Annotated in this window: 17 protein-coding genes; 7 read left to right on the top strand and 10 right to left on the bottom strand. The window is 69.0% G+C overall.

The features are described 5' to 3' along the window. Positions 1 to 23: 23 nt before the first annotated feature. The 5 genes from AB0D12_RS27300 to AB0D12_RS27320 form a co-directional block, all read right to left on the bottom strand. Positions 24 to 2,459: a galactose oxidase-like domain-containing protein gene (locus AB0D12_RS27300; RefSeq protein WP_362688064.1), complete on the bottom strand. Its 2,436-nt coding sequence runs from the start codon at positions 2,457 to 2,459 to the stop codon at positions 24 to 26. Positions 2,460 to 2,532: 73 nt separating this feature from the next. Continuing rightward, entirely contained in the window at positions 2,533 to 3,717 is a 1,185-nt protein-coding gene (locus AB0D12_RS27305) for a glycosyltransferase (protein WP_362688067.1), read from the bottom strand. After that, positions 3,714 to 5,369, bottom strand: a complete 1,656-nt coding sequence (locus AB0D12_RS27310; RefSeq protein ID WP_362688240.1) for a phospholipid carrier-dependent glycosyltransferase — start codon at positions 5,367 to 5,369, stop codon at positions 3,714 to 3,716. Before AB0D12_RS27310 ends, AB0D12_RS27305 begins: the two co-directional genes overlap by 4 nt. Positions 5,370 to 5,455: 86 nt before the next feature. After that, positions 5,456 to 6,670 (bottom strand): glycosyltransferase, encoded by a 1,215-nt coding sequence (locus tag AB0D12_RS27315; protein ID WP_362688070.1) that lies wholly within the window; start codon positions 6,668 to 6,670, stop codon positions 5,456 to 5,458. 228 nt (positions 6,671 to 6,898) lie between these two features. After that, positions 6,899 to 8,908, bottom strand: coding sequence for a thioredoxin domain-containing protein (locus AB0D12_RS27320; RefSeq protein ID WP_362688073.1), 2,010 nt, complete (start codon positions 8,906 to 8,908; stop codon positions 6,899 to 6,901). 124 nt (positions 8,909 to 9,032) lie between these two features. Here AB0D12_RS27320 and AB0D12_RS27325 point away from each other — a divergent pair, with 124 nt between their 5' ends. After that, a complete protein-coding gene (locus tag AB0D12_RS27325) occupies positions 9,033 to 12,239 on the top strand; it encodes a tetratricopeptide repeat protein (protein ID WP_362688076.1) in 3,207 nt (1,068 codons plus the stop codon). Positions 12,240 to 12,448: 209 nt separating this feature from the next. Here AB0D12_RS27325 and AB0D12_RS27330 read toward each other — a convergent pair whose 3' ends face one another. Together AB0D12_RS27330 and mca are read right to left on the bottom strand one after the other, a co-directional pair. Further along, positions 12,449 to 12,700 (bottom strand): hypothetical protein, encoded by a 252-nt coding sequence (locus tag AB0D12_RS27330; RefSeq protein WP_362688079.1) that lies wholly within the window; start codon positions 12,698 to 12,700, stop codon positions 12,449 to 12,451. Continuing rightward, positions 12,693 to 13,574 carry a mycothiol conjugate amidase Mca gene (gene mca, locus AB0D12_RS27335; RefSeq protein WP_362688082.1) on the bottom strand — a complete coding sequence of 294 codons (882 nt, stop codon included), beginning with the start codon at positions 13,572 to 13,574 and terminating at the stop codon, positions 12,693 to 12,695. Before mca ends, AB0D12_RS27330 begins: the two co-directional genes overlap by 8 nt. Positions 13,575 to 13,725: 151 nt before the next feature. On the opposite strand from mca, the gene AB0D12_RS27340 reads away from it, so the two are divergent. Continuing rightward, on the top strand, positions 13,726 to 14,130 hold the full coding sequence (locus tag AB0D12_RS27340; protein WP_362688084.1) for a DUF4307 domain-containing protein: 405 nt from the start codon (positions 13,726 to 13,728) through the stop codon (positions 14,128 to 14,130). Between the two features lie 184 nt (positions 14,131 to 14,314). Further along, entirely contained in the window at positions 14,315 to 14,815 is a 501-nt protein-coding gene (gene greA, locus AB0D12_RS27345) for a transcription elongation factor GreA (protein ID WP_327325733.1), read from the top strand. 135 nt (positions 14,816 to 14,950) lie between these two features. Here greA and AB0D12_RS27350 read toward each other — a convergent pair whose 3' ends face one another. The 3 genes from AB0D12_RS27350 to ilvA all read right to left on the bottom strand — a co-directional run bounded on the left by AB0D12_RS27350 (position 14,951) and on the right by ilvA (position 18,320). Beyond that, positions 14,951 to 15,802 carry an ABC transporter permease gene (locus AB0D12_RS27350; RefSeq protein ID WP_362688087.1) on the bottom strand — a complete coding sequence of 284 codons (852 nt, stop codon included), beginning with the start codon at positions 15,800 to 15,802 and terminating at the stop codon, positions 14,951 to 14,953. Next, positions 15,799 to 16,818 (bottom strand): ATP-binding cassette domain-containing protein, encoded by a 1,020-nt coding sequence (locus AB0D12_RS27355; protein WP_362688090.1) that lies wholly within the window; start codon positions 16,816 to 16,818, stop codon positions 15,799 to 15,801. The genes AB0D12_RS27350 and AB0D12_RS27355 overlap by 4 nt, the downstream gene beginning before the upstream one ends. Positions 16,819 to 17,090: 272 nt before the next feature. Next, positions 17,091 to 18,320: a threonine ammonia-lyase gene (ilvA, locus tag AB0D12_RS27360; protein ID WP_362688093.1), complete on the bottom strand. Its 1,230-nt coding sequence runs from the start codon at positions 18,318 to 18,320 to the stop codon at positions 17,091 to 17,093. Between the two features lie 146 nt (positions 18,321 to 18,466). Here ilvA and AB0D12_RS27365 point away from each other — a divergent pair, with 146 nt between their 5' ends. The 4 genes from AB0D12_RS27365 to AB0D12_RS27380 all read left to right on the top strand — a co-directional run bounded on the left by AB0D12_RS27365 (position 18,467) and on the right by AB0D12_RS27380 (position 20,005). Further along, the gene (locus AB0D12_RS27365) at positions 18,467 to 18,979 is read left to right on the top strand and encodes a MarR family transcriptional regulator (RefSeq protein ID WP_362688096.1); all 513 of its coding nucleotides are present in this window, start codon (positions 18,467 to 18,469) and stop codon (positions 18,977 to 18,979) included. Positions 18,980 to 19,011: 32 nt separating this feature from the next. Then, on the top strand, positions 19,012 to 19,485 hold the full coding sequence (locus tag AB0D12_RS27370) for a sigma factor-like helix-turn-helix DNA-binding protein (protein WP_362688099.1): 474 nt from the start codon (positions 19,012 to 19,014) through the stop codon (positions 19,483 to 19,485). Next, positions 19,482 to 19,733 (top strand): hypothetical protein, encoded by a 252-nt coding sequence (locus AB0D12_RS27375; protein ID WP_362688102.1) that lies wholly within the window; start codon positions 19,482 to 19,484, stop codon positions 19,731 to 19,733. The genes AB0D12_RS27370 and AB0D12_RS27375 overlap by 4 nt, the downstream gene beginning before the upstream one ends. Before the next feature lie 80 nt (positions 19,734 to 19,813). Next, positions 19,814 to 20,005: a DUF1059 domain-containing protein gene (locus AB0D12_RS27380; RefSeq protein WP_362688105.1), complete on the top strand. Its 192-nt coding sequence runs from the start codon at positions 19,814 to 19,816 to the stop codon at positions 20,003 to 20,005. The last annotated feature ends 24 nt before the right edge of the window (positions 20,006 to 20,029 follow it).

A 20,029-nucleotide genomic window follows, 5' to 3' on the forward strand; every position in this document is an offset into this window, starting at 1 on the left:
CCTGTTCCGGCCCCGCGCCGGCGTCAATGGCCGGCCCGGTCCCCCTTCCCGCAGGCAAGTCCGTCCCTGTTCGGGTCGAGCCCCAGGGGATCGTCCTTGCCGTTGACCTTCAAGCGGCCGTAGTCATGCGCTGAAAGCCACTGACACCGCGCCGCCGTGCTCGCCTTCACCGTCCGCGGGAAGACCGTAGGAACACATACTCCGGCCGCCCCGTAGTGCCGGTCGCAGCCCGCAACCTGCGGGCTCACCGATACCGAACTCCGCTTCTTCTGCGCCTTCCTGGGCGCCGCCGCCGGCGCGTCCGCGAAGTCGTGGACATGCGCGGACGGCGCGTCCGCGGCAAGCGCCGCCGGGCCCCCGAGATGCACCCACTGGGCGAGAGACGGAATGCCGTTCGCGTCGACCGCGAAGAGCATGTACCAGCCGGGCGGCGCCAGATTCGGGTTGCTGGTGACATTGAGGTCGATGTTGTTGCCGTCGACGGTCATCGGCAGATCCACGAACCGCTGGTTGGGGTCGGAGGAGTGCGTCACCGCCGCCGGACGGATCAGCTCCGCCTTGGCGATGGGCCGGTCGACCGTGATCCGCTGCGTGTCCCCGTACGTCCACTGCCCGTCGATCACCGAAGTGATCCTCGGCCGGGCGCCCTTGAGCAGGTACGGCGGGGTGTAGACCGACACATTGTGGTTGTACGTGCCGTTGCCCGGGTTGTCGCCGACGGACATCACCCGCCCGTCCGGCAGCAGGAAGGACCCTGAGTGATACGTACGCGGGATCGGGTCGGTCGCCAGGCCCTGCTCGTACGTATTGCTCACCGGGTCGAAGAACGACGCCTCGTACACCGGATCAGCCCGGTCGTGCAGTCCGCCGCCCGTCTCCAGCACCTTTCCGTCCGGCAGCAGCACGGCGGAGACGAACATCTTGCCCTCGGCGCCCGACTGCGGCCGCTTGCCCTGTCCCTGGTCCACCTGGCCCTGCGGCAGCAACGGCCCGTTCGTGTACGCAGGGTTGGAGCTCTTCAGATCGATGATGTCGGTGAGACGGCCTGCCACCGGATTGCTCTCGTTGTTGCCGCCGCCCATCGTCAGGACCCGCTGGTCCTGGGCCGGCGGCAGCAGCACACTCGCCGACTCGTCGCGCTGGTCCTTGTTCTGCAGACCGGGCACATCGGTGATCGTGTTGGCGGTGTAGTCGTAGATCGAGGCGCCGGAACCCTGCGTTCCCTTGCCGAAGACATGGCTGCCGGAGTAGAAGAGCCGGCCGTCCTGCATCAGGATCATCGACGGATACAGACCCCAGTACGACCAGGTCTGGTTGACCTCGTTCATCGGCAGCCACTTGTTCTGCGCCGCCGAGAACTTCTCGGCCGTCACATTGCCGGTGGAGTCCTCCTTCAGACCGCCGAAGGAGATGACGTCGCCATTGCCGAGGACCGTCGCCGACGGATACCAGTGTCCGCCGTTCATGTCGTTCGTCCTGGTGTACGTCTCGGTCGCCGGGTCGAAGATGTACGAGTCCTTCAGCCCCTGGTAGCCGATCCTGCCGTCGGCCGACGGATAGCCCTTGTTGCCGCTCATCACCAGGACCTTGCCGTCCTGCAGCTGCACATGGCCGGAACAGAACATGTCCACCGGTGTGGGGATGGTCCTGAAGGTGCCGTTCGCCGGGTCGTAGACGGCCGAGGTGAAGGTGCCCGCCTCGAACTGCGCCTGGTCGTTCCCGGAACCCGCGATGACCAGCACCTTGCCGTTGTGCAGGACGACGGAGTGCATGGAACGCACCGGGTTCTGCACCGGCAGGACCTCCCAGCGGCCCTTGGCGCACTCCTCCGGTGTCGCCGTGCACTGGGGCTCGGGAGCGGGCGCGGTCACTTCCTCCATGACGTAGTCGTCGGTGGTGACCGAGCCGGTGCCGTAGACCGACACACCCCAGGTGATCTGGTCGGTGTGCGGCGGCACGGCGGGCGTCCGGACCTCGGCGCGCTCGTAACTGCCGCTCATCGGGAGGGTTTTGAGGTCCGTCCAGTACTGCCAGCCCAGCGTCGTGTCGTGCCGGAAGAGGGTGACGGACGTGTCGGGAGTGGTGCTCTTGTACCAGAGCGAGAGGTCGTACTGGCTCTCCGGTTTCACCTTGGGCGCGCATGTCGCGTCCTCGGTGATCATCGCCTTGCGGTCGCCGTCCACGCGGCGGCTCAGCGAGACCTTCATCGCCTTGCTGCCGGAGTGCGCGTCGGCCACGGTCTCGAAGGTGAAGTCGTTGTCGCCCCAGCCGGACTTCTCCCAGCAGGCGGGCATGTCCGCCGTACCGGCCGAACCGGCCGCCTCGAAACCGGGGTTGGTGATCAGGTTGGCTCCGGCGGAGGCGGGCTGCGGAGCGGATATCAGCAGCGCGGCGGTCATTGCGCCGACGCCCAGCAGTGCGGCCGGGCGCCGGCGCCCTCTCCGGATCGTTGATGGCATGAGCAGGTCCCTTTCTGTGCTGTCCTCGGCCGGACGGGCCTGAAGGAAGGCCCGTCCGGCGATCGAGGACGAACTACTGGCTCCGGGCGGTCCGGACACGGCCCTTGCGCGGCAGGTACACCAGCGCCTCCGTCGCCGCGAAACGCAGGACGAACGTGGTCAGCAGCGCCAACGTGGTCGCGGGCAGCACGGCCATCTGCAGATTGCCCACGAACAGCGCGATCAGCGGAATGCGCAGCAGAAGATCGGCGTTGGCGAGCAGCGCGAAGCGCCCGACCCGGTCCGCCCAGTGCCGATGGCCGCGCCGGTCCCGGAACAGCAGCACCTCGATGAGCAGGAAGTTCCATACGACGCCGAACTGATTGGCCACGATCTCGGCCGGCAGATAGTGCATTCCGGCGGCCGTCAGCAGTTGCAGCCCGAGCAGATTCGGTACGAAGCCGGTGAGACCGATCAGCCCGAAAGCCAGCATCCGCGCCGCCGGCGAGGCCGTACGAAGCGCCACCAGATGCCCGAGAAACCTCAGCCCTTCCTTCGCGGTCGACTTGGACTCGCCCGCGAATCTGTCCTGGAAGACAAACGGCACCTCCGCGACCTTCTCGGGACGGCACCGTACGGCCAGCTCCAGCAGGATCTTGTAACCGAGCGGCTTCAGCACATCGGCTGTCACCACATTTCGGCGGATCGCGAAGAAGCCGCTCATCGGGTCGCTGATCCCGCGCAGCCGACGCGGGAAGAGCCCCTTGGCCAGCCAGGTCGCACCGCGCGAGACGGCGATGCGGTAGCCGCCGGCGAGGCCCGCGCGGCTGCCGCCGCGGATATAGCGGCTGGCGACGACGAGATCGGCGCCCGACCGCTCACCCGCCGCCACCAGTTCGGGCACCAGCGCGGGCGGATGCTGGAGGTCGGCGTCCATGACGACAATCCAGTCGGAGCCCGCGGACTTCATGCCCTCGACGACGGCGCCGCCGAGCCCGCCGACCGGCGTTTCGCGGTGCAGCACCGCGACCGGAAACGGGCAGTCCTGCGCGGCGCTGCGGATCACGTCCGGGGTGTCGTCCGTGGAGTCGTCGACGAAGACGACCTCGCAGGGCAGCCGGGACGGCACCGAATCGGTGAGCCGGTGCAGCAGCTCCCGTACATTTCCGGACTCGTTGAAGGTGGGGATGATGATGGTGACGGCACCGGGCTCGGCGAGCTGGGCGCCGCTGAGTTCCGGATTGCCGAGTTCCTCTGCGCCTGTACGGGGTGTGGTCATCGGGCGCCTCCAGCGATACGGCGGATCTCGATCCGGTCCTCGCCGTCGCCGAAGACGGCGACCGGCTTCGAATGCTCCAGTGCCGCCTTGACGTTGGGCAGATCGACGGCGTCACGCCGGACGGTCGGCGACGACACCACATAGTCGAGGTCCCGCCAGCCACGCGGCATCGTCTTCGTCACCGCCGGGTCGAGGTCGGCCTTGTAGAACCAGATGGCGCCGGTGCCGGGCTCGAAACCGTCGTGCACCAGGTCCAGCCAGAGCGCGTCGTCGACCAGGACCCGGGTCGACGCGGGGTCGGGCACCTCGTCCTGGAGCCAGGAAGCGGCGGCCCGGTAGGGGCCGTTGGCGTCGACGGTCAGGGCGGCGCGGTTGCCGTCGTACCAGCGCGGCACGACGTAGGCGGCCGCGGCGACGGCGAGGAGCCCGGCCACGACGTGGCGAACCACCGGGGCTCCGCCCCGGATCCCGCGCCTCAAACGCAGGCGGGGCTGATTTTCGGCCCGTCCGGCGCTTGAGGACTGTGGGTCTGCGGGCGAAGCCCCCAGCGGGCGCCGCAGGATCGCATGCGCCACACTCGCGGCGCCCCCTGCCAGGACGATCGCCAGGAACGGCAGCGCCTGGATGACGTACATCGCCGGCAGATAGCCGGAAGGGCGCATCGCGACCAGCGCGAGGATCGCCACCACCAGCGAAGGTCCGGCGAGCGCCCGCGCGGTGACCGACCAGCGCAGCGTGACCAGCAGCAGCGCCGCGCCCGCGAGACCGCCGAGCGGCAGCACCCGGTCGTAGTAGAGCCAGGACCGGAAGACGCCGTGCGAACCGGAGCCCGCGTCGAAGATCGAACCGGAGCCCGCGCGCCCCATCTGGTACGTGATCCCGTCGATCAGCGACACATGGCCGGGCCCCGGGAACAGCTCATTGTTGAGCAGCGCGAAAAGCGGATACGACAGGCCTATCAGCGCGCATGCCGTTATCGCTCCGGTCACCGCGAACTTACGGGTGTCGCGATGGCTGTGCCGCCACATCGTCACCAGCAGCGCCGGCAGCACCACCAGCATCGTCTCCTTGGTGAGTACGGAGGTCGCCGCGGCGAGACCGGCGGCGAAGTGGTGCCACAGATGGCGGCTCGGGGACGCGGCCAGGCAGAACGCCAGCAGCATCCACATCACCGCGATGTTGTCCAGGAAGATCTCGCGCTGCAGAACCACGGACAGCGGTGAAAGACCGAAGAGCAGCATGGCAAGACCGGCCGCCCAGCGCGGCAGGAACAGCCTGCGCGCCAGTACGTAGAGGAGCACCGCGCACGCCGCGCTGACCAGCAGCATCGCGAAGCGCATCGATGCCACGGTCATCGTCTCCGGCGCGATCAGCGAAGGCAGCCAGGTGAGGAACGCGATCTGGATCCAGCCGAGCGGCGGATGGTCGTACCAGTACGTGTAGTGCGCGAGCCCGTCGCCCTGCTGCACCGCCCAGGCCTGTGCGAGATAGGTGCCCTCGTCGTCGCTGAGCGTCGGGAAGTGCGTGATGTTCCAGCCCTGGACGAGCAGGATCGCGACCAGCAGCCCGGCGCAGAGCAGCAGATCGGGGCGCGAGCTGCGGAACCGTATGACGGGCCGTATATAGCCCGGCGCCTCCGGCCCGGACTCCACGCCGGACTCCGCGCCGGAGGACGGGTCGGCGGACGGGTCGGCGGACGGGTCGGCGGAAGTGTCAGGCGCCGGCGGAAGTGTCGTGGTCACCGGTGGGCGTCCTCTCGGGTCTCGGTGAGATGCGCGCCGACATGACTGGTCAGCTCCCACTCGTTGCGGCCGCGCTGCTCCCGCCAGACGGCGCGCATCGCGGCACCGGCCAACAGGACCTGGTAGAAGGGGCCGCCGACGATGAGCTTGAGGTAGTGGACGGCGCGGACGCGCAGCCCGTACTGCTTGCCGAAGTCGTGCAGTCCGACGATCTCGAAGACAAAGGTGACCATCGCCGTGATCAGCGGCAGGAAGGTCACGATGGCGATGCCGACAGGGACGTCGAGAAAGAGCGCGACAGCGGCGTTCACCGGAATGATCACGCCCGAGAACGCCTGCAGGAACGGCGTCATCAGGGTGTAGCGGGCGAGCATCCGCTGCCCGCGTCCCGGCAGCTGCTTCCAGTCCTTCTTCCGGTAGACCTGCAGAAAGCCCTGGTTCCAGCGGGTGCGCTGCTTGAGCAGACTCATCAGGGTGCCGGGGGTCTCCTCGCGGGTGACCATGTCACTGTCGTACGCGACAACGACCTTCTTGCCTACGGAGGAGAGGCGTACGCCCAGGTCACAGTCCTCGGCAAGGCAGTTCGGGTCCCAGCCGTCCGCCTCACGAAGCACCTTCGTACGGACGAAGACGGTATTGCCGCCGAGCGGAATGAAACCCTTCTGGGCGTGCAGATGGAGACGGGAGCGGAACCAGAAGAAGTACTCCAGGCAGTTGCGCAGGCTGTACCAGCTGGAGTGGAAATTGATCAGCTGTACGCCACCCTGGACGACATCCGCGCCCGTGGAGGTGAAGGCGTGGTCGACATGGGCGAGCAGCTCGGGATGCACCTGGTCCTCGGCGTCGAAGACGCCCACAATGTCGCCGCGGCAGTGCGGCAGCGCCGTGTTGAGGGCCTTGGGCTTGTTCTTCACCTCGTGGGTGTCGGTGATCACGCGCACCCGGACGGGGTCACGGGCGGCGGAGCGCTCGGCGACCGCGGCGGTCTCCGGATCGTCATGCCCGACGATCACGATGATCTCGAAGTTGGAGTGGCCGGACTCCAGCAGCCGCTCGATCGTGTGCTCCAGCACGGCCTGCTCGTGCCGCGCCGGCAGCAGCAGGGAGAACGAGAGCCCGACACCGCCGTGGGGCCGGTCGAACCGGGTCGCCGCGAGCGTCTCGGGCGTACGCCAGGCATGCATCTGCCACCACAGCGTGAATGCCGCCATCCAGAAAAGCGCCACGGAAATGGCAGCAATGAACACCGATATGAGCACCGAAAGGTCCCCCCTTGGACCTGCGCCCCGGCAGCAGGACCCGCCTGGCCGGCGACACATCTGTTGCAGACCCGGCGCGGCACTCCCCAGTACACACGCCCGGCTACTCCTCGTGCCGAGGACCCTATAGGCGGAAGGTTAAAGTCCGGTGTTCGACTGATAAAAACTGGTGTTCCATTGTCAATTGGCGAGATTTCGGGCAAGTGCGGATGCGTCCGTGACAGGCGCGTCACAGGTAAAGTTCCGGCAGACGTACGCCGCCGGGCGACCGCCCACCAGCGGCCTGTCCCTCAGCAGCGGAAACTCCTCACTGTCCGCCTCCCCCGCCGCGACCACCGCACCCGGTGCCGGCGCCAGCAGCGCCGTACGGTGCAACTCCCGTGTCGCCGGGTCGTCCTGGGGCCCGACGACGGCCACCTCGCGCGGCCCGTCCAGCAGGGCCTCCGCCACCGCGAGCCCCCAGCCGATGAACCGCGGAGCACGCGGACCGAGCGCCTTCACCACACCCAACGCACCTTCGGCGGCGGCGCGATGAGCCGCCGAGCCGGTGTGCGCGGCATACGACAGCAGCGCTCCGGCCGCGGCCGACCAGCCGGACGGGGTCGCACTGTCCGTCGGATCCTGCGGCCGGCGGATCAGCCGCTCCGCGTCATGCGCGGTGTCGTACAACTCCCCGCCCTCGCCGACGAACTGGTCGACGACGATGTCCAGCAGGAACCCCGCGAACTCCAGCCACACCCCTTCACCGCTCACCGCCGCCAGCACCAGGAAGCCCTCCGCGACATCCGCGTAGTCCTCCAACACGCCGGCGTTTGCGCCAACTTGACCATCCTTGGAGGTACGGGCCAGCCGCGCACCGCTGTCCATGTGCAGCCGCACCAGCAGATCGGCCGCCTCGGTCGCCCGCTCGATCAGATCCGGCCGCTCGAAATACGCCCCGACCTCCGCCAGCGCGGCGATCGCCAGCCCGTTCCACGCGGCGACCACCTTGTCGTCCCGTCCGGGCCGGGCCCGCTGCGCACGCGCCGCCAGCAGCCGTTCCCTGATTTCCACATCCGCTTCGCCGTCCGGGAGTTGAAGGACCGAGGCGCCCTCCTCGAAGGTCCCTTCCTCCGTCACGCCGAAGAACTCGGCGGCCCGCCGACCGTCCTCGCCCCCCAGCACCTCGCGCAGCTGCTCCGGCGTCCATACGTAGAACGCGCCCTCGACGTGCTTGCCCGTACCGTCTTCGCTGTCGGCGTCGAGCGCGGAGGCGAAACCGCCTTCGGCCGTACGCAGCTCCCGCACCATGAAGTCCGCGGTCTCCAGCGCCACCCGCCGGGCCAGCTCGGAACCGGTCGCCCGCCACAGATGCGCGTACACCCGGCACAGCAGCGCATTGTCGTAGAGCATCTTCTCGAAGTGGGGCACGACCCACTCGCGGTCCACCGAGTACCGCGCGAAACCGCCGCCGAGCTGGTCGTACATCCCGCCGCGCGCCATCGCCTCACCTGTGTCGGCGGCCATCTGCAGCGCGCCCTCGGCGCCGGTGCGCGCGTAGTGCCGCAGCAGGAACTCCACGGCCATCGACGGCGGGAACTTCGGCGCACCGCCGAAGCCGCCGTGCCGCTCGTCGTAGTCGCGGGTCAGTCCGAGGAGCGCCTGCGCCAGCTCCTCCTCGCCGGGCACACCGTCCCCGCCGTACGCGAGCGACCGCCCGGCCAGATCACGGACGAACTTCCCCGCAACCTCACCGACCTCCTCCCGCCGCTCGCCCCAGGCGGCCGAGACCCCCTCCAGGACCTGCCGGAAGGAGGGCATGCCGTGCCGGGGCTCGGGCGGGAAGTACGTACCGAAGTAGAAGGGCGCGGCGTCCGCGGTGAGGAAGACGGTCATGGGCCAGCCGCCCTGCCCGGTGGCGGCCTGCACGGCCTCCATATAGACGGCATCGACGTCGGGGCGCTCCTCGCGGTCGACCTTGATGTTGACGAAGTGCTCGTTCACATACGCCGCGGTCGCGTCGTCCTCGAAGGACTCGTGAGCCATGACATGACACCAGTGGCAGCTCGAATAGCCGACGCTGAGCAGCACAGGCACACCGCGCCTGCGCGCCTCCTCGAAGGCTTCGCCCGACCACGGCCACCAGTCGACCGGATTGTCGGCGTGCTGCAGAAGGTAGGGGGAGGTCTCATGGGCAAGACGGTTCGGCATACAGTCCATCCTCTCTCAGGTGCGGTTGATCGTCAGACTCCCTCGCGCTGACGCGCCGCACGCAGGACACTTGTCGCCGGAACGGAAGTGGAACGGAAACCAGGGCTCTCGGAGGGGGACGCACATGCGGGACAGCCATCGGGCCGAAGCCGAGCGGCTGTTGGTACGCGCCGTCGAGGAAGAGGTACGGCGTTCGGGCGGGCGGTCGGACTCGGGTGTGCTGCTGGCACGCGGTCGGGCCGCCCTGGACACCATGGCGGCCAATGCGGGCGAGGAGTACGCCGCGTACGAGCAGGCGCTGGCGGAGGCGGAGGTCGGGCAGCAGCCTCTGGCCGAGAGCTTCAGCCGGAAGAACGTCTCGACTGCCGTGCTGGTGACGGCCGTTGCGGCGGTTGCCGCGATCGGTGCGGACATCGCGCTGGGTACGGCGACGGGCACCGCGCTCGGTGCCGGGGCCGTGGTCGCGGTGGCCGGGGCCGCGACCACCGTCGCCAAGGTGACGGCGTCGCACTGGCCGGCCGCGCACCGCAGAGCCGGGGCGCTGGGCCAGCCGGGCGGTGCCGAGCAGCTGCGGCTGCAGTGGCTGACCGCGCTGGAGGTACGGGGCATCCGCCCGTTCCTTGATCAGCAGCGGATGCTGGCCTCCTCCACCCGTGCGGCGAAGAAGGCGACCGGGGTGCCGCAGCTGCGCGGTACGGACCGGAGTGCGGCGGCGCGCCGGAGGTCGGTGCTGGAGCAGTCGTTCGGTCATCTGCCGGAACCGGAGGGTCCGTTCGCGGGCCGCCGGGACGAGATGACGCAGATCGCGCAGTGGGTGCATGCCGCCCGTGCGTCGACGGAGACCAAGCCGACGGTCGTGGTGCTGTACGGGGCAGCGGGCGCGGGGCGTACGACGCTCGCCGTGCGGGCCTCCCATCATCTGAAGGACCAGTTCCGCGGTGCGTGCATCGTCGATCTGCGCGGTGACAGCGAGCAGCCGCTCTCGACGCGCGATGCGCTGCTGCATCTGCTGAACCGGCTGGGTGCGCCGCGCGAGCAGTTGCTGTTCCGGGAGCGGTCGTCGGCGGAGCAGCAGGTGCGGCGGCTGAGCGAGCTGTACCACCAGCATGTGACGGGTCTGCCGGTGACGGTGGTGCTGGACGATGCGAGCGATGCGGCGCAGGTGCGGACGCTGGTGCCGGAGCGTTCGGACAGTCTGGTGCTGGTGACGGCGCGCAGGCGGCTCGAGCTGCCGGACGACATTCCGGCGTGGGTGCATCAGCTGCCGGTCCAGGCGCTGGACGCGGCGGGTGCGGAGGAACTGCTGCGGGCGTCGGCGGAGGATACTTCAACGGGGCCGTACGACGCCCAATCGGCGGACCAGGTACGGGAGTTGTGCGGCGGGCTGCCGCTGGCGCTGCGTATCGCGGGTTCGTCGCTCGGCACGCGCACCGCTCATCAGCTGGCGGCGGATCTTGGTGCGTACGGTCCGGTGGATCCGGTCGAGCGGGCGTTGTGGCTGCGCTACACCGACCAGTCCGAGCAGGCGCGGCGGCTGCTGCGCCGGCTCGCGCTGGCCGGGCGGGCGTCGCTGGGCGCGGCCGCGGCGGCGGCGCTGCTGGCCACGGACGAGCAGGAGTCGCAGCGGCTGCTGTCGGAGCTGGCCGGTGCGGGCCTGATAGATCATGTACGGGCCAGCCGTTTCCGGCTGCACGATGTCGTGCGGTCCTTCGCGCGGGCCAGGCTGCTGGACGAGGAGGAGGCGGCGGAGCGTACGGCGGCTCAGGAGCGGCTGATCCAGAACTACGCGGATCTGGCCGGCGCCGTGATCCGGATGGTGGACGGCAAGATGTCCACGCGTGCGGGCCAGTTCGGGGCGCACGGCTTCTCCTCGCTGGACGCGGCGCTGCGCTGGCTGGACGACGAGTCGAGCTTCATCACCTCGGCGCTGCGGCATGCCGAGGGTGTGAACCAGCAGGCTGTGCTCAATCTGCTGGGTGCGCTCTGCGACTACTGCCTGTTGCGCGGCGATCTGTACCGGCTCGGTGAGATCAGCGAGCTGTCGCAGGCCGTCGACCAGGGGCTGCTGGAGCGTTCCGTACGGTGGCGTACCGGCATCGCGGCCCGCCAGCTCGGCGAGCTCGACAAGGCGCGTACGACGCTGTCCTCGGTCGTCGGCCTCTACCGCGAGGCGCAGAACGACTCGGGCACGGCGCTCGCGCTCTGTTCACTCGGCATCACGCTGCACCATCAGGGCAATCTGACCGAGGCTGCGGCGAAGCTGAACGAGGCGATCGAGCTGCAGTCCTCGGACGAGCAGGCCGAGGACCGGGCGTGGTCGCTGCACGCACTGGCCGCGGTGGAGCGCGACCGGGCCAATATCAACCAGGCACTGGATCTGCTGGCGACGGCTCTGCGGCTGCACCGGGAGGGCGAGTCGCTGCACGGCGAGGCGTGGACGCATTTCCAGCTGGGCCAGGTGTGTCTGCGGATGGGGGATGTGCCGCGCGCGGAGGAGGAATTGCGTACGGCTCTGGATTCCTACGGCCGTACCCGCGACGGCCGCGGCGAGGCCTGGGCGATGACCCAGCTGGCCCGTGCCCGTCTGGTGGACGGCGATCCGGCCCCGGCGGTGGACCAGCTGCGCCAGGCGCTGTCGCGTCACCGGGACAACGAGGACGCGCGCGGTGAGGCGTGGACGCTGTACTACCTGGGCCAGGCGCTGGAGGAGTGCGGCGACCGCGATCAGGCGGTACGTGAACTGGAGCGGGCCCGCACGATGTTCTCGCGGATGCGCGATGTGTACGGCCTGGCCTGTGCCCGGCATCACTCCGGCCGGGTGACGCGGGACCAGCGGGCGGCCCAGACCGGGAATCTGCGCAACTCCGGCTTCGCCCGCCAGCTCCTGGTGGACGCCCGCGCCGACTTCCAGCGCATCGGTGTCGCGCACGGCGAGGCGTGGACGTGTCTGGAACTGGCGCTGATCGACGGCGGCAACAGCCGTCCGGCTCAGGCGCTGGCGCTGTGCGACGAGGCGGCGGCTCTGTTCACCTCGTACGAGGACCATCGCGGCGCGGACTGGGCGCGCTTCCTGCGCTGCACACTGCTGCCGTTCGCCTCACCGGGCGGCATCGAGGTCGGCACGGTGGTGGCCCAGGAGGAGCTGGCCGAGCTGATGGGGGCGACGCACCCATCGCGCGACGGCAAGCTGGAGGACTGCGCGGAGGCTCTGACGGTGATGCTGGAGCGGGGCGTGCACCTGGAGGACGGCTGGCAGGCGTGGCATCTGGGGATGGTGCCGAACCGGCATGCGCGGGAGGTGATGGGCGTACCGGTGACTGCGGCGAAGTAGACGGCGCCCTGGTGGGGCTGGCCCTTGCCGGGGCACTGCCCCGGACCCCGCGCCTCAATCGCAGGCGAGGCTTGGTTTCCGCCGGAAATCCAAGCCCGTCCGGCGATTGAGGACACGCCCCGAAGGCGTACCGGGGTCCAGGCGTGGGGCCCATGGTTTCGGGAAGGGGCGGGCTGGGGGGCTAGCCCGCCGCAGGCGCCCCACCCCCGTCACACCGCGGCAGGGCCCGACTTGCCCTTGCCGCCCCTGGGGGCGTCGGCCGCCGGTTCCGGGGCCTCCTCGAAGTCGACCTTGCCCATGTGGCGGTTCATCGACTTCATCAGCAGCCACACGCCCACGGCCAGCGCCGCGAAGACGATGAAGCCGAGGACGCCCGGGGTGACCTTGTTGTCGTCGACCTCCTTGGCGAGAGGGACGAGATGCGTCAGTGCGAGGTTTGCGCTTGCGCTCATATCAGGCATTGTCGCGGATGCCCGCGAAGAGGTCGTCCTCGGGGAGGGAGGTATCGACGAGAGACTTGGCGAGCTCGTACTCCTCCGTCGGCCAGACCTTCTTCTGGATGTCCATGGGGACGCGGAACCAGCCGCCGTCCGGGTCGATCTGCGTCGCGTGCGCGATCAGCGCCTTGTCACGGATCTCGAAGAAGTCGGCACACGGAACGTACGTGGTCAGCGTGCGCTCGGCGCGCTGGAACTCCTTCCAGCGCTCCAGCCACTCGCCGTACGGGGACTCCATGCCGCGCTCGAGCAGCGCCTCGTGCAGCGCGACCGTACGGGGACGGTTGAAGCCCTGGTTGTAGTAGAGCTTCTGCGGCTGCCAGACCGGGCCGAACTCGGACTCCGGGAACTTCTCGGCGTCGCCCGCTCCGTCGAAGGCCACCATCGAGATCTTGTGGGTCATGATGTGGTCGGGGTGCGGGTATCCGCCGTTCTCGTCGTACGTCGTAACGACATGCGGGCGGAAGGTGCGGATGGACTTCACCAGTCGGCCGGCGGCCGTCTCCACGTCCTCCAGGGCGAAGCAGCCCTGGGGAAGCGGCGGCAGCGGGTCGCCCTCCGGCAGACCGGAATCGACAAAGCCGAGCCACTCCTGGCTGACGCCGAGGATCTCCCGCGCCTCGTCCATCTCCTTCTTGCGCACTTCGTGAATGTGCTCCTCGATGTACGCGTCGCCCTGGAGCTTCGGATTGAGGATGGAGCCGCGCTCGCCTCCCGTGCAGGTCAAGACCAGCACGTCCACCCCCTCGGACACATACTTGGCCATCGTGGCCGCACCCTTGCTCGACTCGTCGTCGGGGTGGGCGTGAACGGCCATCAGTCGCAGCTGCTCAGTCAAGACTCGATCCTCATTGATTCGTCGCGAAATACCAGCGCTGTCCCGCAGGGACGTCGGTACGGGGCAGCCGTCGGGTGGCGGGCGGCAGGCTTCTATAGTGACCGAATCGGGGGCCGGAAAATTCCGGCCGCCCGCCCCGGAAGGAATGATCATGGCTGCGGTGCGCGAACAGCTCCCGGAGAGCCGCTACGGCCGCTCGGCGGACGAGCGCGCCGACCGCAAACTCAAGATCGTGGGCGCGGTCCTGGGGGTCGCGCTGCTCGGGATGATCGGCTGGTTCGGTTACGACTACATCGCCGGCCAGAAGATCAGCGCCGAGGTGATCAAGTTCGACGTCACCTCCGACTCCGAGGTCCAGGTGCACCTGGAGGTGCGCAAGGACAAGGAAGCGACCGGCACCTGTACGCTGCGTTCCCGCGCGAAGGACGGCGACGAGGTCGGGCGGCTGGACGTCGCCGTGGACCAGCGGGGCCGGAAGCGGATCGACCAGGTCGTGAAAGTGCGCACAACGGCGCGTGCCACCAGTGCCGAGCTGGTGGAGTGCACCGCCCGCTGAGCCGCCGGCCGGCCGTTTCACTGACGGCGGGTCTCGTCGCTGACCTGCGTTGATGTAATTCTGATGGCATTCGTCCTCCCCCTTCCGCCACGAAATTGTTAGGCTCGTGGTTTCGCCCACCCGGGGAGGCACATCCTTTGGGTAGGGCGATGCTTTGTATTCCCAGTACCTACGAGGAGCACCTGTGACCCAGACCAGCGAGAACGTCACCTGGCTCACCCAGGAGGCGTACAACCAGCTGAAGGCCGAGCTGGAGTACCTGTCTGGTCCTGCGCGCACGGAGATCGCCACCAAGATCGCCGCTGCGCGTGAGGAAGGCGACCTGCGCGAGAACGGCGGGTACCACGCGGCCAAGGAGGAGCAGGGCAAGCAGGAGCTCCGAGTGCGCCAGCTGACCCAGCTCCTGGAGCACGCCAAGGTCGGCGAGGCGCCTGCCGTCGCGGACGGCGTGGTCGCGCCCGGCACGGTCGTGACGATCGCCTTCGACGGCGACGAGGACGACACGACGACCTTCCTGCTCGCCTCGCGGGAGTACGCGAGCGCGGACATCGAGACGTACTCGCCGCAGTCCCCGCTGGGCTCCGGCGTGAACGGCAAGAAGGTCGGCGAGAACGCGGAGTACGAGCTGCCCAACGGCAAGACGGCCTCGGTGAAGATCCTCGAGGCCAAGCCGTACACGGGCTGAGACAGGAGGAACACCGGAGGGGCCGGACCGCCGCATGCGGTCCGGCCCCTCCCGTGTTTCAGGACCCTCCGGTGTTTCAGGACCCTCCGGTGTTTCGGGACCTTCCGGTGTTTCACCTGGTGTCAGCGTCCGGTCTCACGCGGTTGCCGAGCGGTACTTGCGCACCGACAGCGTCCGGAAGACCACGACGATCAGGACCGACCAGAGCATCGAGGCCAGGACGGGGTGCGCCATCGGCCAGGCGTCGGACGGCGAGGCACCGGGGTTGCCGAACAGCTCACGGCAGGCCTGGACCGTGGCGCTGAAGGGGTTCCACTCGGCGACGGGCTGCAGCCAGCCGGGCAGATTGCTGGATTGCACGAACGCGTTCGAGATGAAGGTGACCGGGAAGAGCCAGATCAGACCGCCGGAGGTGGCCGCCTCGGGCGTCCGGACCGAGAGCCCGATCAGTGCGCCGATCCAGGAGAAGGCGTAACCCAGCAGAAGCAGCAGCGCGAACGCGCCGAGCGCCTTGAGAATGCCTTCGTGGATCCGCCAGCCGACCAGCAGAGCGACGATCGCGAGGACGACGACGGTCAGCGCGGTCTGGACGAGGTCCGCGAGCGTACGACCGGTGAGAACCGCGCCGCGGGCCATCGGCAGCGAGCGGAACCGGTCGATGAGGCCCTTGTGCATATCGTCGGCGATGCCCGCGCCCGCGCCCGCCGTGGCGAAGGTGACGGTCTGGGCGAAGATGCCGGCCATCAGGAACTCGCGGTAGACGTCGGGGTCCGTGGTGCCGCCGACGTTCATGGAGCCGCCGAAGACATAGCTGAACAGCACCACGAACATGATCGGCTGGATCATCCCGAAGATGATCATCTCCGGGATGCGGGTCATCCGGATCAGATTGCGCTTGGCGACGACGAGTGAGTCGTTGACGGACTGGACGATGCCGCCGCGGGGCCTCGGTGCCGCCGGCTTCAGGGCTTCGGTAGTGGTGGTCACTTCGCGCTCTCCTTCCGGGACTTCTTGACCTTGCCCGCCACGGCGTCCTCGGGTTCGCCGTTCTCCTCGTTCTGGAGCTCGGCGGCATGGCCGGTGAGCGAGATGAAGACGTCGTCGAGGGTGGGGCGGCGCAGACCGATGTCGTCGATCTCGACGCCCCGGGTGTCCAGTTCCCGGATGACCTCGGCGAGCAGCTTCGCGCCGCCGGTGACCGGGACGGTGAGCTTGCGGGTGTGGTCGGCGACGGCGACATCGCCCTTGCCGAGGCCGAGCAGGACCTCGCGGGCGGGGGCGATCTGGTCACGCTCGTGCACGACGACCTCGACGCGCTCGCCGCCCGTCTGGGCCTTGAGCTGGTCGGCGGTGCCGCGGGCGATGACCTTGCCGTGGTCGATGACGCAGATGTCGTCGGCCAGGTGGTCGGCCTCTTCGAGGTACTGGGTGGTGAGCAGCAGCGTCGTACCGCCGCCGACCAGTTCCTGGATGACCTCCCACAGCTGCATCCGGTTGCGCGGGTCGAGCCCGGTGGTGGGCTCGTCCATGAACATCACGGGCGGGGAGACGACCAGGGCCGCGGCGAGGTCGAGCCGGCGGCGCATACCGCCGGAGTACGTCTTGGCCGGGCGGTCGGCGGCGTCCGCGAGGTTGAAACGGTCGAGCAGCTGGACCGCCCGTGCCTTCGCGTCGCGCGCGCTCATCTGGTAGAGCTGGCCGACCATCTGGAGGTTCTCACGGCCAGTCAGATACTCGTCGACCGCGGCGAACTGGCCGGAGAGGCCGATGCAGCGGCGGACTTCGTTCGGGTGCTTCAGGACGTCGATACCGGCGACGACTGCCTTGCCGCTGTCGGGCTGCAGCAAGGTGGTCAGTACGCGCACGGCGGTGGTCTTGCCGGCTCCGTTGGGGCCGAGAAGACCCAGGACCGTGCCTTCCGGGACGTCGAGATCTACACCGTCCAGAGCCCTTACTTCGCCGAAGGTCTTGACCAGACCTTCGGCGTATATGGCGCCTGGCATATGGGTTCTCCCAAGGTGGTGACAGGTGGGTGGGTTCTTGGTGCGAAAACACGGACGTGTACGTCTTCCAGCGCCCGGCGGGAGTATGGCAGGCCCTCACCGTAACGCGATACATCGCGACACTCAAGACTGTGTCGCGAGGCATTGATGTCTGAGGCCACGTCCCGGGACGTGTCCCGAGGCGATGTCCCGAGGCGATGTCCCGAGGCGATGTCCCGAGGCGATGTCCCGAGGCGATTCGCGAGAAGTGACGGCGAGCGCGTGCCCCCAGCTCAGCCCGTGATCGTGAAACCCGCCTCGCGCAGCGCCGTCGTGACCTCTTCGCAGTGCTCCGGGCCCTTCGTCTCCAGCTGCAACTCCACCTCCACCTCCGTGAGCCCGAGCCGCGGATCGGTCCGTACATGACTCACGTCAAGCACGTTAGCGTCGACCACTGACAACGCCGCCAGAAGTGCGGCAAGCGCTCCCGGCCGATCCGTCAGACGCACCCGCAGCGAGAGATAGCGGCCCGCCGCCGCCATGCCGTGCCGCAGGATGCGCTGCATCAGCAGCGGGTCCACATTGCCGCCCGACAGCAGGGCGACAACCGGCCCCTGGAACGACCGCGGGTCACTCAGCAGCGCCGCCACCGGACTCGCCCCGGCAGGCTCGACAACGAGCTTGGCCCGCTCCAGGCAGAGCAGCAGCGCGCTGGAGAGCGCATCCTCGCTGACCGTACGGACCTCGTCGACGAGATCGCCAATGATTTTGAACGGAACGTCGCCGGGCCGGCCCACCTTGATGCCGTCCGCCATCGTCGTCGGCGAATCGATCGACACCGGATGCCCGGCGGACAGTGACGGCGGGTACGCCGCCGCGCCTTCCGCCTGCACACCGATCAGCTTCACATCGGGACGCAGCGCCTTCACCGCCACCGCGATACCGGCCGCGAGCCCGCCGCCGCCGATACCGATGACGATCGTCCGCACCTCCGGGCACTGCTCGAGGATCTCCAGACCCACCGTGCCCTGCCCGGCGATGATGTCCGGGTGGTCGAAGGGGTGGATGAAGACCGCGCCCGTATCACGCGCGTACTCCTGCGCCGCGGCCAGAGTCTCGTCGATGACCTGACCGTGCAGCCTCACCTCGGCTCCGTACTCCCTGGTCGCTGCGACCTTCGGCAGCGGCGCTCCCATCGGCATGAACACGGTGGAATGCACGCCGAGCAGCGAGGACGCCAGCGCCACACCCTGCGCGTGGTTGCCGGCGGAGGCGGCCACGACGCCCGCCGCGCGCTCCTCCGGGGAGAGGCCGGCGATCCGTACGTACGCGCCGCGCAGTTTGAACGAACCGGTGCGCTGAAGGTTCTCGCACTTGAGGTGGACGGGCGCGCCCACCAGCCGCGACAGATGCCTGCTGCCCTCCATCGCGGTGGTCCTCGCGACCCCCGAGAGCATCTTCTGTGCACCGCGGATGTCGTCGAGAATGACGGGACGCAAGGTGCCAGACGTACTGAAGCTCATGACGCCCAGTCTCGCAGCTCATCGACCCGACGGCTGCCCGGATCCCGTGCTTCCCCACTGGTTTGTGCAGCGCTGGTACGCACCGGGTGAAGGCCGCGTACTCTGTCCCCCACCAACCGACCACCGCACGAGAGAGCCCCCTAGCCATGCCCACCTCTCAGGACATGACGACTCATCTCGACCCCGGCCTCCTCGATGCCCTCCAGCACCAGGTCGCCGTCTTCGCACGCCGCGCGGAACAGACCCGGCTCGGCGGAGTCGGCCAGGTCCGCAACTCCATGGACCGCGCCGCCTATCTGCTTCTCAACCGGCTCGACCTGGAAGGCCCGATGGGCGTCAAGGCGCTGGCCGCGGGGATGGGCATCGACTCGTCGACCGTCACCCGCCAGGTGGCGCCGCTCGTCGACACCGGCCTGGTCAAGCGCACCTCGCACCCGGAGGACGGCCGTGCGGTCGTGCTCCAGCTGTCCCCGCGCGGCCAGGCCAGGCTCGAAGAGGTCCGCTCCTCGCGGCGCGAGCTGATGGCCCAGGTGACGGAGGGCTGGACGGAGACGGAGCGTGAGTCGTTCTGCACTCTGCTCACCCGCTTCAACTCCGCGCTCTCCGCACGCCAGTCCGGCCTGCCGCCCGTGGACACGGAGACGCCGCCGACCTCTTGACCCCGGTAGCGCATCTGCCTCTATATGAGGAGGTGAGCGAGCGGCAGACGGCCCAGAGACGTCGCCGGGCCCGGGAGTTCGAGGCATTCGTCGCGGGCGCGGCCGGCCGACTGCTGCACGCGGCCACGCTGCTCACCGCGGAGGCGCCCGGCGTCAATCCGCACGCGCAGCAGTTGCTGACCGCCGCGCTGGCCCATACGTACGCCGAGTGGGACCGGCTGCGCGGCGAGGACCCGTACGACCGCACCCGCCAGGAACTCGCCGCCCGCTTCGCACGCAGCGGCTGGCGCTACCACAAGGCGCACGGCGGCGTACTGGAACGCCTCACCTCGCAGGAGCGCCTGATTCTGGTGCTGCGCCTGTACGAAGGGGTGGCCGAGGAGCAGACGGCGGCGCTGATCGGACTCCCGGTGGAACGGGTCCGCGCGATCTGCACGCGCGCGATCGCGACGATGCGCAGCGCTCCGCCGGCGCCGCCGCGCGCCCCGGTGCAGGCGGTGTCATGAGCCGCCCGGACCGCAAGGAGGACGAGGTCCGGCGGATGCTGGAGACCCGGCATCCGCCGGTCCCGGCCGATCTGGCGGCCCGTGCCGCGGAACACGGCACCCGCCTGCTGCGCCGCCACCGGGCGCTGCGCCGCGCGGCCTGGCTGCTGCTGGTGGCGGCGGCGATCGCGTTCGCGGTCTGGGCGGCGACGGCGGAGCCGTGGGTCACGCCGCCGACGAAGACGACTCCTCCGCTGGAGGGCTGGTAAGTCGCCTTTCGTGGCATATGTCTGCCCTGTACGGATCTATGCTGGAAGAAGCGGCGTACAGACCGACCGAGGAGGTCGCCATGACGAGAAAAGTTGCCGACTGTCGCAAGTTCCCCAGTGAGACGAACTGCTCCCTCACCATCACCGGTGAGGAAGAGGAAGTCGTACGGGCCGCCAGTGAACACGCGGTCTCCGTCCACGGGCACACGGACAGTCTGGAGCTGCGCGGGCAGATCCGCGAGACCCTCGAGGACGAGAAGGTCAGCGCCTGACGTCGTTCGCCGGACGGGCTCGGT

This window comes from Streptomyces sp. NPDC048479, from assembly GCF_040651435.1.
Taxonomy (GTDB): Bacteria; Actinomycetota; Actinomycetes; order Streptomycetales; family Streptomycetaceae; genus Streptomyces.

Bases quoted from the DNA above. Each gene is read 5' to 3' on its own strand.
- AB0D12_RS27300 (WP_362688064.1), bottom strand. From the start codon at position 2,459: ATGCCATCAACGATCCGGAGAGGGCGCCGGCGCCCGGCCGCACTGCTG.
- AB0D12_RS27305 (WP_362688067.1), bottom strand. From the start codon at position 3,717: ATGACCACACCCCGTACAGGCGCAGAGGAACTCGGCAATCCGGAACTC.
- AB0D12_RS27315 (WP_362688070.1), bottom strand. From the start codon at position 6,670: ATGGCGGCATTCACGCTGTGGTGGCAGATGCATGCCTGGCGTACGCCC.
- AB0D12_RS27320 (WP_362688073.1), bottom strand. From the start codon at position 8,908: ATGCCGAACCGTCTTGCCCATGAGACCTCCCCCTACCTTCTGCAGCAC.
- AB0D12_RS27325 (WP_362688076.1), top strand. From the start codon at position 9,033: ATGCGGGACAGCCATCGGGCCGAAGCCGAGCGGCTGTTGGTACGCGCC.
- AB0D12_RS27330 (WP_362688079.1), bottom strand. From the start codon at position 12,700: ATGCCTGATATGAGCGCAAGCGCAAACCTCGCACTGACGCATCTCGTC.
- AB0D12_RS27340 (WP_362688084.1), top strand. From the start codon at position 13,726: ATGGCTGCGGTGCGCGAACAGCTCCCGGAGAGCCGCTACGGCCGCTCG.
- AB0D12_RS27355 (WP_362688090.1), bottom strand. From the start codon at position 16,818: ATGCCAGGCGCCATATACGCCGAAGGTCTGGTCAAGACCTTCGGCGAA.
- ilvA (WP_362688093.1), bottom strand. From the start codon at position 18,320: ATGAGCTTCAGTACGTCTGGCACCTTGCGTCCCGTCATTCTCGACGAC.
- AB0D12_RS27365 (WP_362688096.1), top strand. From the start codon at position 18,467: ATGCCCACCTCTCAGGACATGACGACTCATCTCGACCCCGGCCTCCTC.
- AB0D12_RS27375 (WP_362688102.1), top strand. From the start codon at position 19,482: ATGAGCCGCCCGGACCGCAAGGAGGACGAGGTCCGGCGGATGCTGGAG.
- AB0D12_RS27380 (WP_362688105.1), top strand. From the start codon at position 19,814: ATGACGAGAAAAGTTGCCGACTGTCGCAAGTTCCCCAGTGAGACGAAC.